Genomic DNA, 14,399 nt, shown 5'->3' on the forward strand with positions numbered 1-14,399 from the left:
TCGGGTGGAACGGGTGCACAACTGGAGAGAGAGGCAGGTCAACCTGTGAGCCGAAAGCCAGACCAGACGGGCCACACGGACACCACGAGCCTCGAGAACTTCCTGCGGCCGATCGTCGAGCAGTTCGGCTGCGACCTGGAGGCCGCGGACGTGACACCGGCCGGCCGCCGCCGGCTGCTGCGCGTCCTCGTCGACCGCGACGGCGGGATCAGCCTCGACGACGTCGCCGACGTCACGCGGGCCATCTCCAAGGCGCTCGACACCGACGACATCATGGGCGACGGCGCGTACACGCTCGAGGTTTCGAGCCCAGGCGTCGACCGGCCGTTGACCCTGCCCCGGCACTGGCGCCGCAACGTGAAGCGCCTGGTCGCCGTCACGCTGAACTCAGGTGGCAAGGTGACCGGCCGGATCAAGTCCGCCTCCGACGAGGCGGCCGAGCTGGACGTGAACGGCAAGGCGCGGACGATCGCGTACGCCGATGTGGCCAAGGCCAAGGTCCAGATCGAGTTCAACCGGGCTGCCGGCAACGACACTGAGACATTTGACGGCGTAGAAACACCTGCCGACGGCACGGTGGAGGAGAACTGACATGGACATCGACATGGCCGTACTGCGGTCGCTCGAACGGGAGAAGGACATCGCCCTCGAGGTCGTCGTCGAGGCGATCGAGGCGGCGCTGCTGGTCGCGTACCACCGGACCGAGGGAGCCCAGCAGCACGCCCGGGTCGAGCTCGACCGCAAGACCGGGCACGTGACGGTGTTCGCGCGCGAACTGGCCGAGGACGGCACCCTGGCCCGCGAGTACGACGACACGCCGGCCGACTTCGGCCGGATCGCGGCCACCACGGCCAAGCAGATCATCCTGCAGCGGCTGCGCGACGCCGAGGACGAGGTCCGGTACGGCGAGTTCTCCGGCAAGGAGGGCGACATCGTCTCCGGCGTCGTCCAGCAGGGCCGCGACCCGCGGTCGGTGATGGTCGACCTCGGCAAGATCGAGGCCGTGCTGCCGGCGCCCGAGCAGGTGCCGGGGGAGAAGTACGAGCATGGCTCCCGCCTCCGGGTGTACGTCGTCGGCGTCCGCAAGGGCTTCAAGGGCCCGCAGATCACGGTCAGCCGGACCCACCCGAACCTGGTCAAGAAGCTGTTCGCGCTCGAGGTCCCGGAGATCGCCGACGGAACGGTGGAGATCACCGCGATCGCGCGTGAGGCCGGTCACCGGACCAAGATCGCCGTCCGGACGCTGAACCCGTCGGTGAACGGGAAAGGCGCCTGCATCGGGCCGATGGGTCAGCGGGTGCGCAACATCATGCACGAGCTGCACGGCGAGAAGATCGACATCATCGACCACAGCGACGACCCGGCGACCTTCGTCGGGAATGCGCTGTCCCCGGCGCAGGTTACGTCTGTGGAGGTGGTCGACGCCGCGGCCCGTGCCGCGCGCGTCGTCGTCCCCGACTATCAGCTGTCGCTCGCGATCGGCAAGGAAGGGCAGAACGCCCGCCTCGCCGCCCGGCTCACCGGCTGGCGGATCGACATCCGGCCGGATACCGATGTGACGCCTGAGCCGGAGAAGGTAGACTGATCTCTCGGTCGGTCGACTGAGTCGCAACCACACCCTGAGGTACCAGTGACAAAGAGTGCGGACGCGCGCCCTGGCAAAGCCCGGGAGCGCACCTGCATCGGGTGCCGGAAGCGGTCCAGTCCGGCTGACTTGCTGCGGATGACGGTGTCCGGAGGACCAGGAAGTCTCACGGTTCTCCCGGATCCCGATCGTCGGGCACCCGGCCGCGGAGCGCACCTGCACCCGGCGACCGAGTGCTTCGACCTCGCGGTCCGGCGCAAGGCGTTCCCACGGGCCTTCAAGGTCCCGGGGCCGCTCGACGTGACCGGGCTGCGGGAGTACGTCGCGCAGCGTGATATGTAAGAAGCTGTAAGAAGTAAGGCAGGACAAACGGCGGCCACCCGGCCGCCCACGACGGTGCGACCGTGCCGTCGTGACGACATGAAGGCGGGTCATCGACTCATGACCACTCGATGAGTGTCGAACGATGAGTGCAATGCGATGAGCATGTACGTCAACTAACGGTCCGCGCCCCAGGCTCGGACCAGAGGGAGAGTAGTGGCAAAGGTCCGGGTCTACGAGCTCGCGAAAGAGCTCGGAGTTACCAGCAAGGTCGTTCTGACCAGGCTGAACGACATGGGAGAGTTCGTCCGATCGGCGTCCTCGACGATCGAGGCACCCGTCGTACGACGGTTGGCGGAAGAGTTCGAGAAGAACCCGCCGAAGAAGCGCGCGGCCAAGAAGGCCGCCGCAAGCACGTCTGCCGCGCCGCAGGCGACCGCACCGGTCGCACCTGCAGCTCCGGCACAGAAGCCGGCCCAGCCGGCCACCCCGAAGGCTCCGGCGGAGCGCCCCGCGCCCGTCGCCGAGTCGGCTCCTGCTCCGGCCGCCGAAGCTCCGGTGACCAGGGCCGAGTCCGCTGCGGTGGCCGAGTCCGCGCCGGCAGTCGAGTCTGCCCCGGCGAAGGCCGCTCCGGCTCCCGGCGCCAGGCCGGGCCCGCGTCCGGGCCCGAAGCCGGGTCCGCGCCGCGAGACCGCTCCGGTCGAGGCCGCACCGGTCGAGTCCGCTCCGGCGGCGAAGGCCGAGACCCCGGCATCCCCGGCGACCCCGTCGTTCGAGGCTCCGGCCGCGGCGGCATCGGCTCCGGAAGCTCCGGCACCCGCCCCCCGTCGTACGGGTGGCGAGTCCGCGGGTCGTCCGGGTCCGCGTCCGGCCACGCCGGGCTCCCCGCGGCCGGGTGGCCAGGGCGCCGGTCCGCGTCCGGGTGGTCAGGGTTCTGCTCCGCGTCCGGGTGCGCCCCGTCCGGGTGCCCCGCGTCCCGGTGCGCCCCGTCAGGGCGGCCAGGGCGGCGGTCCGCGTCCGGGTGCTCCGCGTCCGGGCAACAACCCGTTCAGCTCCACCCAGGGCATGCAGCGCGGTGGCGCGCGTCCGGGTCAGGGCGGCGGCGGTTCCGACCGGCAGGGTGCTCCGAGCCCGGCCGGTATGGCGCCGCGTCCGCCGCAGGGTCGTGGCGGTAACGACCGCGACCGCGGTGGTAACGACCGGCCGCGCCCGAGTGGTGTGCCCGGCGCTCCGCGCCCCAACCCGGCGATGATGCCGAAGTCCTCTGCCGGCACGTTCACCGGCCGCCCGAGCGGTCCCGGTGGCGGCGGTGGCGGTGGCCGCGGCGGAGGCGGCGGCGGTCGTCCCGGCGGCGGTCCTGGTGCAGGTCCGCGCGGTGGCGGCGGTGGCGCCGGCGGTGGCTTCCGTCCGGGTGGCGGCGGCCCCAGTGGCCCACCCGGTGGCGGCGGTGGCCGTCCGGGTCCGGGCAACCGGGGTCGTGGCGGGACACAGGGCGCCTTCGGGCGTCCGGGTGGTCCAGCCCGTCGTGGCCGCAAGTCGAAGCGCGCGAAGCGCCAGGAATTCGACAACATGCAGGCCCCGGCGGTCGGCGGCGTCCGCGTCAAGCACGGTGACGGCGAGGTCGTGAAGCTGCCCCGTGGCGCGTCGCTGACGGACTTCGCCGAGAAGGTCGGAGTCGACCCGGCGTCGCTCGTCCAGGTGCTGTTCCACCTCGGCGAGATGGTGACCGCGACCCAGTCGGTCAACGAGGAGACGCTGGAACTGCTCGGCACCGAGCTGAACTACGACGTCCAGCTGGTCTCGCCCGAGGACGAGGACCGCGAGCTGCTGCAGTCGTTCGACATCGACTTCGGTAACGACGAGGGCGACGAGGGCGACCTGGCGCCGCGGCCGCCGGTGGTGACCGTGATGGGTCACGTCGACCACGGTAAGACCAAGCTGCTGGACGCGATCCGGATGGCGAACGTCGTTGCCAAGGAAGCCGGCGGTATCACCCAGCACATCGGCGCCTACCAGGTGACGACCGAGGTCGACGGCGAAGAGCGTGCCATCACCTTCGTCGACACCCCGGGTCACGAGGCGTTCACCGCCATGCGTGCCCGTGGTGCGCAGGCCACCGACATCGTCATCCTGGTGGTCGCGGCCGACGACGGCGTGATGCCGCAGACGATCGAGGCACTGAACCACGCCCGGGCGGCGAACGTCCCGATCGTGGTCGCGGTGAACAAGATCGACGTCCCGAGTGCGGACCCGGCCAAGGTGCGCGGTCAGCTGACCGAGTACGGCCTGGTCCCCGAGGAGTACGGCGGCGACACGATGTTCGTCGACGTCTCGGCGAAGTCCCGGATCAACATCGACGGGCTGCTCGAAGGGGTCGTGCTGACCGCGGACGCGGCACTCGACCTGCGGGCCAACCCGAAGATGCACGCCGAGGGCATCGCGATCGAGGCGAACCTCGACAAGGGCCGTGGTCCGGTGGCGACCGTGCTGGTTCAGCGCGGCACGCTGCGGGTCGGCGACTCGATGGTGGTCGGTCCGGCGTACGGCCGGGTCCGGGCCATGCTCGACGAGCACGGCAACAGCGTCGAGGAGGCAACCCCGTCGCGTCCGGTCCTGGTGCTCGGTCTGACCGCGGTGCCGGGTGCGGGTGACAAGTTCCTGGTGGTCGACGACGACCGGATGGCACGGCAGATCGCCGAGAAGCGTGAAGCCCGTGCCCGTGCGGCCGCCAACGCCAAGCGTCGCGCCCGTCGTACCCTCGAGGACTTCATGGCCTCGATGGAGAAGGGTGAGGCCCAGGAGCTGCTGCTGATCCTCAAGGGCGACGTGTCCGGTTCGGTCGAGGCGCTGGAAGACGCGCTGGTCCGGATCGAGGTCGGCGACGAGGTGAACCTGCGGATCATCGACCGCGGTGTCGGTGCGATCAACGAGAACGACGTCAACCTGGCCATCGCGTCGAACGCCGTCATCATCGGCTTCAACGTGCGGCCGGCGGGCAAGGCCGGGGACCTGGCCGAGCGCGAGGGCGTGGATGTCCGGTACTACTCGGTCATCTACTCGGCGATCGACGACATCGAGGCCGCCCTGAAGGGCATGCTGAAGCCGATCTACGAGGAGGTCACTCTCGGCCAGGCGGAGATCCGCGAGATCTTCCGCTCCTCGAAGGTGGGCAACATCGCCGGTTGCTGGGTGACCAGTGGCCTGATCAGGCGCAACGCGAAGGTCCGGTTGATCCGGGACGGCGCGGTGGTCGTCGACAACACCGAGTTGTCGTCGCTGAAGAGGTTCAAGGACGACGCAGCCGAGGTCCGCGAGGGCTTCGAGTGCGGTCTGACCATCAACAACTTCAACGACATCAAGATCGGTGACGTCGTCGAGGCGTTCGAGCTCCGCGAGAAGCCGCGCAGCTGATAGTTCGGTGACGGCCCGGGCCGGGAGGTCCGGGCCGTCGGAGTAACGTCCGGGGAGACGGTGTTCTCCCCGGACGTACTCATGAATGAGGGAGTGAGCCCTGATGGGTGAAGCAAGGGCGAAGCAGCTGGCCGACCGGATCCAGGTGCTCGTCGCGGAGCTGCTCGAGCGCCGGGTCAAGGACCCGCGGCTGGGTTTCGTCACGGTGACGGATGCCCGGCTGACCGGCGACCTGCGCGAGGCCAGCGTCTTCTACACGGTGTACGGCGACGAGCAGTCGCGCGCGTCGACCGCCGCCGCGCTGGAGTCGGCCAAGGGCCTGATCCGCAGCGAGGTCGGCAAGGCGCTGGGGCTGCGGCACGCGCCGAGCGTGGCGTTCTTCCTGGACGCCGTCCCGGAGAACGCCGGGCAGATCGAGGAGCTGCTGGCCAAGGCCCGCGAGGCCGACGCCGAGGTGGCCAAGTCCGCCGCGGGCGCCAAGCCGGCCGGCGACGCCGATCCGTACAAGCGCAAGGACGACGACGAGGACGACGAGGACTGAGTACTGCGTGACCGGTTCCTTCACCCCCGCCTCCGACGGCATCGTGGTCGTCGACAAGCCGGCGGGGATGACCTCGCACACTGTGGTCGCGCGGATCCGCCGGATCGCCGGGACCAGGAAGGTCGGCCACGCCGGCACCCTGGACCCGATGGCGACCGGCGTCCTCGTCGTCGGCCTCAACCGCGCCACCCGGCTGCTCGGCCATCTCCAGCTGGCGGACAAGTCGTACGACGCGACGATCCGCCTCGGCGTGACCACGACGACGGACGACGCCGAGGGCGAGATCGTGTCGACGTTCCCGGTCGACGGCGTGACCGCGGAGGCGATCTCGGCGGCAGTGGACGGCTTCCGCGGGGAGATCTCGCAGGTGCCGTCGAAGGTGTCCGCGATCAAGGTCGACGGCAAGCGTGCGTACGAACGCGTCCGGGCCGGCGAGGAGGTCGCACTCAAGGCCCGTGCGGTCACGGTCTCGCGGTACGACATCCTCGACGTCCGGGTCGGCGCGGACGCGATCGACGTGGACGTGTCGGTCGACTGCTCCAGCGGCACGTACATCCGGGCGCTTGCTCGCGATCTCGGCGCCGAGCTCGGCGTCGGCGGTCACCTGACCGCGCTGCGCCGTACCCGCGTGGGCTCGTTCGACCTGAAGGCAGCCCGCAGCCTGGACTCGCTGGCCGAGTCCTTCGACTGGCTGCCGATCGCGGATGTTGCCGCCGGCACCTTTCCTCGGTACGACGCCGACGACGCCCAGGCTGCCGCGATCCGCACCGGCCGCCCGCTGCCCGGCCTCAACCTCGAGCCGGGCCAGACCGCGATGTTCGACCCCACCGGGACCTTCCTGGCCCTCTACGAACCCCACGGCCCGCTCGCCAAACCCACGGCGGTCTTCGTCAGCTGAGCCGGTGGATACTCGGACCCATGGGCGAGCAGGGGATGGCGGTCGAGTTCGGGACCGTCGCGGAATGGACGGCTGACGTCGTCGACGAGTTGGGCGACGAGTACGCGATCGTCGCCGGGTGCCGAGGGAGTGGCGATCCGGCGCTGCTGGACTGGTTGGCCCAGGCCTGCGAGGTCGGACCGGAGTCCGCGCTGCTCGACGTCGGTGCGGGCCTCGGCGGAGCGGCCGCTTGGGCGGCGGAAGCCTACGGCGTGAATCCCGTCCTCGTCGATCCGATGGAAGCCGCATGCCGCGCCGTACGGCGAATGTTCGACCGCTCGGCGGTCTGTGCCAGGGGAGAGACGCTCCCGTACGCCGACAATCGGTTTGATGTCGTGTGGTGCATCGGCGTGCTGTGCACGGTGCACGACAAGCCGGCGTTGTTACGCGAGCTGTGCCGCGTGCTGCGGCCGGGTGGTTCGCTCGGGATGATGGTGCTGGTAGCCGGTTCCGGATTGCACAGCGAAGTACCGGACGGGAACGAGTTTCCCAGTGCGGACGAGCTGCGAGGGCTGGTCGCCGAGGCCGGCTTTGCGTGGCGCCGGCTGAGCGAGACGCCGTCCGGGTCCACGCCGACTGAGTGGCGGCGCCGCGCGGACCGGGTTGACGAGCTGCTCGCGAAGCGGCACGGGGACGACCCTCGGTGGCAAGAGTCCGAGCAACGGAGCCAGATGCTGTCCCATCTCCTCACCACGCGTCAGGTCACCGCTCAGCTGGTGCACGCGGTCAAATCTGTCGGCTCGGTCCCGTAGCGTGCTGAAGCATGAAATACGGATTCGTGATGGCGTACGGCGACGCGCGCGATGCCGCGGAACTGGCGGTGATCGCCGAGGAGAACGGGTGGGACGGGTTCTTCGTGTGGGAGTCGATCTGGGGGATCGACGCCTGGGTGATGCTCGGTGCCGCTGCGATGACGACCCGACGGATCCGGCTGGGGACGATGCTCACGCCGGTGCCGCGACGAAAACCGTGGGACCTGGCCGGGCAGGTGTCGACCGTTGACAACCTGAGCGGTGGGCGGGTGATCCTTGCGGCCGGCCTGGGGGTGACCGGGGATGAGCGGTTCTGGCTGTTCGAGGACGATCCGGGCCGCAAGGTGCGCGCGGAGCTGATGGACGAGTCCTTGGAGATGCTGTCGCACCTGTGGCGTGACGAGCCCTTCGAGTACTCCGGGAAGCACTATCGCGCGAAGAAGGTCGCCGAGCTGATGCCGCCGGCACCACCGCCTCCGGTGCAGCAGCCGCGAGTGACCACCTGGATGGTCGGCGCGTGGCCGCGACCGAAGTCGATGCGCCGGGCCGCGCTGCAGGATGGCTGGTTGCCGAACTACATCGTCCCGCCGGGCGGGGAGCCGGGCGACCTGACCCCGACGCATCTGGCCGAAGGCGTCGACTGGATCCGCCGGGAACGTGCCGCCCACGATCTGACCATGGACGGGTACGACGTCGTCGCCGAAGGCAGCACCCGCGCCGAGGACCGAAACGCCGCGGACACGGTCCGTCTGTGGGCCGAGGCGGGTGCCACCTGGTGGATCGACGCGGACTGGTCCTCGATGGATCGCGACGTCGTGCGCGAGGCCTCTGAACGCCGACTCAAAGCCGGCCCGCCTCGTATCGACTGAGCACGTACGCTGGAGTGGTGCGTTCTCGTCCGACCTTGGCATGGGCCCCTGGGCCCGAGGTGCTGGCATTGGAGCCGGGGTCGACGGACATCGGCCCGGTCGCGCAGACCGTGGCCGCCGGCGGAGTCGTCGTACTGAGCGGTGCCGGCATCTCCACCGAGTCCGGCATCCCCGACTACCGGGGTGAGAGCGGCAGCCTGCGGACCCACACCCCGATGACGTACGGCGATTTCGTGGCCAGCGAGTCAGGCCGGCAGCGGTACTGGGCGCGCAGCCACCTCGGCTGGCGTACGATCGCGCGCGCCGCCCCGAACGACGGCCACCGCGCGGTCGCCGCGCTCCAGGCCCGCGGTTTCCTCAGCGGCGTCATCACCCAGAACGTCGACGGCCTCCACCAAGCAGCCGGCGCCCGCGATGTGATCGAGCTGCACGGCAACCTCGACCGCGTCATCTGCCTCAACTGTGGTACGACGTCCGCCCGCGAAGCCCTCGACCGCCGGCTGAAGGACGCGAACCCGGACTTCGAGGCCGAGGTCACCCGGATCAATCCCGACGGCGACGCCGAGCTCCCGGCCGAGGCAGTCAGCACGTTCCAGCTGGTCGACTGCACCACGTGCGGCGGCATCCTCAAACCCGACGTGGTCTTCTTCGGCGAGAACGTGCCGCGGCCCCGCGTCGAGCGCTGCTACAACCTGATCGACAACGCGAACGCCGTACTCGTCCTGGGCTCGTCCCTCACGGTCATGTCCGGCTTCCGCTTCGTCCGGCACGCGGCCAAGGCAGGTACGCCGGTGCTGATCATCAACCAGGGGCTGACCCGCGGCGATCCGTACGCGACCCAGCGGGTCAATCTGCCGTTGGGCCGAGCCCTGACCGAACTGCTGGAAGAAACCACCGGGCCGGGCCACGCGTGAGGTGGCCCGGCCCGGAGTCCGCAGTACGGATTGGAAAGGGTCAGCGTTGCGCGCTGGTCCGTACGCGGTTCAGGGAGGCCTCGAGGGCCCGCGGTGCAATGGTGGTCTTCTGGGAGGCAGCCTGCTTCGCCAGCGTCCGCGCCTTGGCTGCCCACGCGGACTGCTCCGCCGCGGTCACCGTGGCCGGCGCGCCGGTCAGCGTCTTGTAGGTGAGCGACGCCATACCGGCCTCGCCCTCGTAGCGCGGGTGGTAGTTGAAGGCCCGGAGCAGGTTGATGTCCTTGCCCTGGATCCACGCCTGCCCGTCCGGCGCGCAGGCGTCGTGCCCGGTGGACGGCCCGAACGTGTCGACGTACGTCGCTCCGCCCGCCGCGGCCGCGTTGGCGACAGCCGCGTTCAAGGCCTGCTCGATCGAGTACAGATAGGCGTAGTCGCCGTCCGCGAACGGCAACACCGACGGGCAGGTGCCGTGCTCCGGCGCGATCTTCGGGTAGCCGACCAGCAGGATCGTTGCCTTCGGCGACCGGGCTTTGATGCCCTGGACAACGATTGCGATCCGGGTCTGGGTCTGCGCGATCTTCTCCCGCAGCGTGTCCACCCCGTCGACGGTGAAGTGCGCCTTGCACGGCGCGCCGGTCGGATCGGAGGCCCGCAGCCCGGGGCAGGTGTCGATGATGCTGCCGAACACGCCGAAGTCGTTGCCGCCGATCCCGAGCGTGACGAGATCGGTGTCCGGCGTGAGCGCGTCGAACTGCGGCGCCGCCGTCCCCAGCACCGTGCTCTGCGGCTGGGTCATGTTGGTCGTGTCGGCGCCGCCACAGCTGACGTCGGTCAGACGCACGTGCAGGGCGGCCGCGAGCAGCTTCGGGTAGTTGCTGTACGACCGGACGCACCCGAGCGACAGCAGATCCGGCAGCGGGACGAACGGCGCCGACGTGTACGAGTCGCCGAGCGCGACGTAGTTCGTGAAACGGGGTGCGGCCGCAGCGTTCGCAGCGGGCAACCCGCCCAGCAGGACCAGGGCCGCGCAGGCGGCGACCAGACGGCGGAGCTTCACCAGACCTCCCCAGGGGCTCGGCAGTGCGGCCCCACCCTAAGTTGAGTTACCACTCGATCACAAGGGGTGATGGCGGACCTGGTGCACGCAGTGTCGGCCGACCATGGAATCCTGCTGCCATGCGTGTCTGGCACGGATTGGACCAGGTGAGCCCGGACTTCGGGCCGACGGTCGTCACGATCGGCAACTTCGACGGTGTGCACCGCGGTCACCAGGAGGTGCTCGCGCACGCCAAGGCGCGGGCGGCCGAGCTGGGCGGCTTGCCGGTCGTCGCGCTCACCTTCGACCCGCACCCGATGCGGGTACTGCGGCCCGACCACGCGCCGCTGATGCTCAGCGAGCCCGAACAGCGCGCCGAGCTGCTCGGCCGGTACGGCGCCGACGCGGTGCTGATCCTCCCGTTCACCAAGGAGGTGTCGGGCTGGTCGCCGGAGGAGTTCATCGAGCGGGTGCTGGTCACGGCGCTGCACGCGAAGGCGGTCGTGGTCGGCGAGAACTTCCGCTTCGGCCACAAGGCGGCCGGACACGTCGACACGCTCGTCCAGGCGGGCGCGCAGTACGGCTTCCAGGTCGAGGGATTGAGCCTGGCGGGGGAGCAGCAGCCCTGGTCGTCGACGTACGTGCGTGAGCGGCTCGCCGACGGTGACGTCGAGGCGGCCGCCGAGGCGCTCGGCAGGCCGTTCCGGGTCACCGGTGTGGTCATCGAGGGCGACAAGCGCGGCCGCGAGCTCGGCTACCCGACCGCCAACATCCCGGCCGACCCGGGCGCCGCGGTGCCACAGGACGGCGTGTACGCCGGCTGGCTGACCGTGCTGACACCGGCGTCCGGCGCTCCGGCGTACCCGGACCCGCTGCCCGCGGCGATCAGCGTCGGGAGCAACCCGACGTTCGACGGCGTGGACCGCCGGGTCGAGTCGTACGTGCTGGACCGCGACGACCTCGAGTTGTACGGCGCCAAGGTCGCGATCGACTTCGTGGCCCGGCTGCGCGGCACGCAGATCCGCTTCGACACCATCGACGACCTGCTCGTGCAGATGAAGGCCGACGTCGACGGCGCCCGCACCCTGCTGGCCAGGGATTAGGGTGACGCGTCCACGGACTGATACGCTGGCTGCTGCCGTCTGAACGGCCGCGGACAGAGAGTGCTCGGGTGAAGAATGCCCCGGTGCGCCGCGCAACGGAAATCGAGAGGAAACCTGTGTCATCTGTTGATGCCGCAACGAAGAAGCAAATCATGGGTGAGTACGCCCTGACCGAGGGTGACACCGGGTCCCCCGAGGTCCAGGTCGCGCTGCTGACGCACCGCATCGCACACCTCACCGAGCACCTGAAAGAGCACAAGCACGACCACCACAGCCGTCGTGGCCTGCTGCTGCTCGTCGGCCAGCGCCGCCGGCTGCTGAACTACCTGGCGAAGAAGGACATCAACCGCTACCGGTCCTTGATCGAGCGGCTCGGCCTTCGCCGATGACGTCGCGAGGAGCGGCCCCCGAAACCTGGGTGGCCGCTCCTGGCGTATCCGCGCCCGGGTGAAATCCCGGTCGCGGCACAACTGAATACAGACAAGACGTACGAGGCGACGCGAAGCGCGTAGCGGGAGGACGACCGGTCCTCGGTAGTGGCCTTCGGAACAACAGTTTCCGCGGGCCTCGATCGAAGACCGGCACCCCGGCAGCTCGCGCCTCGCAGTCGTCACACTGTGAGAGAGGGGTATCCCGTGTCGGGATCCACAAGTGCGCCCATGGAGGGCGCCGAATTCGCTGAGGCCGTCATCGACAACGGCAGCTTCGGCACCCGCACCATCCGCTTCGAGACGGGCCGTCTGGCCCAGCAGGCCGCGGGCTCCGCGGCCGCCTACCTCGACGGCGACACGATGGTGCTGTCGGCCACCACGGCCAGCAAGAAGCCCAAGGACCAGTTCGACTTCTTCCCGTTGACGGTGGACGTCGAGGAGCGGATGTACGCCGCGGGTCGCATCCCCGGCTCGTTCTTCCGCCGCGAGGGCCGCCCGTCCGAAGAGGCGATCCTGACCTGCCGGCTGATCGACCGCCCGCTGCGGCCGTCGTTCGTGTCCGGCCTGCGTAACGAGATCCAGGTCGTCATCACGGTCCTGGCGCTCAACCCGGACAAGCTGTACGACGTGCTCGCGATCAACGCGGCCTCGATGTCGACCCAGCTGGCCGGCCTGCCGTTCTCCGGCCCGATCGGCGGCGTCCGCGTCGCGCTGATCGAGGGCCAGTGGGTGGCGTTCCCGACCCACACCGAGCTCGAGGACGCGGTCTTCGACATGGTGGTGGCCGGTCGCGTGACCGACTCCGGTGACGTCGCGATCATGATGGTCGAGGCCGAGTCGACCCCGGGCACCTTCGAGAAGGTCGCCTCCGGTGTGCAGGCGCCGACCGAGGAGATCGTCGCCGAGGGCCTCGAGGCCTCCAAGGCGTTCATCAAGACCCTGGTCGAGGCGCAGGCCGACCTGGCCGCGCGGGCCGCGAAGCCGACCGGCGAGTTCCCGGTCTTCCCGGACTACGCCGACGACGCGTTCGCCGCGGTCGAGGCCTCGGCGAGCGAGGAGCTCGCCCAGGCGCTGACCATCGCCGGCAAGCACGAGCGTGACGACGCCACCGACGCGGTCAAGGCCGCGACCGTGGACAAGCTGGCCGCCGACTTCGAGGGCCGCGAGAAGGAGCTGTCCGCAGCCTTCCGCTCGCTGACCAAGAAGCTGGTCCGGCAGCGCGTGCTGAAGGAGAAGGTCCGGATCGACGGCCGTGGGCTGACCGACATCCGGCCGCTCAAGGCGCAGGTGCGGGTGCTCCCGCGCGTGCACGGCTCGGCGCTGTTCGAGCGCGGCGAGACCCAGATCCTGGGTGTCACCACGCTGAACATGCTCCGGATGGAGCAGCAGCTGGACACGCTCTCCCCGGAGACCCGCAAGCGCTACATGCACAACTACAACTTCCCGCCGTACTCGACCGGTGAGACCGGCCGGGTGGGTTCGCCGAAGCGCCGCGAGATCGGTCACGGCGCGCTGGCCGAGCGGGCCCTGGTGCCGGTGCTGCCGTCGCGCGAGGACTTCCCGTACGCGCTGCGTCAGGTGTCCGAGGCGCTCGGCTCGAACGGCTCGACCTCGATGGGGTCGGTCTGCGCCTCGACGCTGTCGCTGCTGTCGGCCGGTGTGCCGCTGAAGGCGCCGGTCGCCGGTATCGCGATGGGCCTGATCTCGGGCGAGATCGACGGCGAGACGCAGTACGTCGCACTCACCGACATCCTGGGCGCGGAGGACGCGTTCGGCGACATGGACTTCAAGGTCGCCGGCACGAAGGACTTCGTCACCGCCCTGCAGCTGGACACCAAGCTGGACGGCATCCCGGCCAGCGTGCTGGCCGGTGCGCTGACCCAGGCCAAGGACGCCCGCCTGACGATCCTGGACGTGATGGCCAAGGCCATCGACGCGCCGGGTGAGATGAGCGAGTTCGCCCCGCGGGTCATCTCGGTGAAGGTCCCGGTCGACAAGATCGGCGAGGTCATCGGCCCGAAGGGCAAGATGATCAACCAGATCACCGAGGACACCGGCGCCGACATCTCGATCGAGGACGACGGCACGGTGTACATCGGCGCGACCGACGGCCCGTCGGCCGAGGCAGCCCGGGCCGCGATCAACGCGATCGCGAACCCGACGATGCCGGAGAAGGGCGAGCGCTACCTGGGTACGGTCGTGAAGACGACCAACTTCGGTGCGTTCATCAGCCTGCTGCCGGGCAAGGACGGCCTGCTGCACATCAGCAAGCTGCGTCCGCTGGCCGGTGGCAAGCGGGTCGAGGCCGTCGAGGACGTGCTCTCGGTCGGCCAGAAGCTGCAGGTCGAGATCGCCGAGATCGACGACCGCGGCAAGCTCTCGCTGATCCCGGTCATCGAGGGTGAAGAAGGCAAGAAGGACGACGAGAAGAAGGCAGAGTCCGCGGCCGAGTGACTCGTGCAATCACCAGCACACTGCTGAGCCCGGAGGCGGGCGGTC

13 protein-coding genes are annotated in these 14,399 nt (G+C 69.8%); 12 read left to right on the forward strand and 1 reads right to left on the reverse strand.

The genetic code is table 11. The annotated features are described in order from the left end of the window. The first annotated feature begins 45 nt into the window (after nucleotides 1-45). The 9 genes from rimP to EV653_RS05015 all read left to right on the forward strand — a co-directional run bounded on the left by rimP (nucleotide 46) and on the right by EV653_RS05015 (nucleotide 9,330). On the forward strand, nucleotides 46-591 hold the full coding sequence (gene rimP / locus EV653_RS04975; RefSeq protein WP_134098370.1) for a ribosome maturation factor RimP: 546 nt from the start codon (nucleotides 46-48) through the stop codon (nucleotides 589-591). A gap of 1 nt (nucleotide 592) precedes the next feature. After that, complete coding sequence (gene nusA / locus EV653_RS04980; protein WP_134098372.1) at nucleotides 593-1,585, forward strand: transcription termination factor NusA; 993 nt, start codon at nucleotides 593-595, stop codon at nucleotides 1,583-1,585. A gap of 45 nt (nucleotides 1,586-1,630) precedes the next feature. Further along, on the forward strand, nucleotides 1,631-1,927 hold the full coding sequence (locus EV653_RS04985; protein WP_134098375.1) for a YlxR family protein: 297 nt from the start codon (nucleotides 1,631-1,633) through the stop codon (nucleotides 1,925-1,927). A gap of 195 nt (nucleotides 1,928-2,122) precedes the next feature. Next, a complete protein-coding gene (infB, locus tag EV653_RS04990) occupies nucleotides 2,123-5,317 on the forward strand; it encodes a translation initiation factor IF-2 (protein ID WP_134098377.1) in 3,195 nt (1,064 codons plus the stop codon). A gap of 103 nt (nucleotides 5,318-5,420) precedes the next feature. After that, the gene (rbfA, locus tag EV653_RS04995; protein ID WP_202871483.1) at nucleotides 5,421-5,858 is read left to right on the forward strand and encodes a 30S ribosome-binding factor RbfA; all 438 of its coding nucleotides are present in this window, start codon (nucleotides 5,421-5,423) and stop codon (nucleotides 5,856-5,858) included. 7 nt (nucleotides 5,859-5,865) lie between these two features. Then, nucleotides 5,866-6,756 (forward strand): tRNA pseudouridine(55) synthase TruB, encoded by an 891-nt coding sequence (truB, locus tag EV653_RS05000; RefSeq protein WP_134098380.1) that lies wholly within the window; start codon nucleotides 5,866-5,868, stop codon nucleotides 6,754-6,756. Nucleotides 6,757-6,776: 20 nt separating this feature from the next. Continuing rightward, nucleotides 6,777-7,547: a class I SAM-dependent methyltransferase gene (locus EV653_RS05005; protein WP_134098382.1), complete on the forward strand. Its 771-nt coding sequence runs from the start codon at nucleotides 6,777-6,779 to the stop codon at nucleotides 7,545-7,547. An 11-nt stretch (nucleotides 7,548-7,558) separates the two neighbouring features. Beyond that, nucleotides 7,559-8,416, forward strand: coding sequence for an LLM class flavin-dependent oxidoreductase (locus EV653_RS05010; RefSeq protein ID WP_134098385.1), 858 nt, complete (start codon nucleotides 7,559-7,561; stop codon nucleotides 8,414-8,416). Between the two features lie 17 nt (nucleotides 8,417-8,433). Next, on the forward strand, nucleotides 8,434-9,330 hold the full coding sequence (locus tag EV653_RS05015) for an NAD-dependent protein deacetylase (protein ID WP_134098386.1): 897 nt from the start codon (nucleotides 8,434-8,436) through the stop codon (nucleotides 9,328-9,330). A 40-nt stretch (nucleotides 9,331-9,370) separates the two neighbouring features. Here the strand turns inward: EV653_RS05015 and EV653_RS05020 are convergent, their stop codons facing one another. Beyond that, on the reverse strand, nucleotides 9,371-10,387 hold the full coding sequence (locus EV653_RS05020; protein ID WP_134098388.1) for an SGNH/GDSL hydrolase family protein: 1,017 nt from the start codon (nucleotides 10,385-10,387) through the stop codon (nucleotides 9,371-9,373). A 119-nt stretch (nucleotides 10,388-10,506) separates the two neighbouring features. Here EV653_RS05020 and EV653_RS05025 point away from each other — a divergent pair, with 119 nt between their 5' ends. From EV653_RS05025 to EV653_RS05035, 3 genes are all read left to right on the forward strand, one after another. Further along, nucleotides 10,507-11,469, forward strand: a complete 963-nt coding sequence (locus tag EV653_RS05025; protein ID WP_134098390.1) for a bifunctional riboflavin kinase/FAD synthetase — start codon at nucleotides 10,507-10,509, stop codon at nucleotides 11,467-11,469. A 116-nt stretch (nucleotides 11,470-11,585) separates the two neighbouring features. Continuing rightward, nucleotides 11,586-11,858 (forward strand): 30S ribosomal protein S15, encoded by a 273-nt coding sequence (rpsO, locus tag EV653_RS05030; RefSeq protein ID WP_134098392.1) that lies wholly within the window; start codon nucleotides 11,586-11,588, stop codon nucleotides 11,856-11,858. Between the two features lie 270 nt (nucleotides 11,859-12,128). After that, on the forward strand, nucleotides 12,129-14,354 hold the full coding sequence (locus EV653_RS05035; RefSeq protein WP_134098394.1) for a polyribonucleotide nucleotidyltransferase: 2,226 nt from the start codon (nucleotides 12,129-12,131) through the stop codon (nucleotides 14,352-14,354). Nucleotides 14,355-14,399 lie beyond the last annotated feature (45 nt).

The sequence above is a fragment of the Kribbella pratensis genome (assembly GCF_004365355.1).
GTDB lineage: Bacteria > Actinomycetota > Actinomycetes > Propionibacteriales > Kribbellaceae > Kribbella.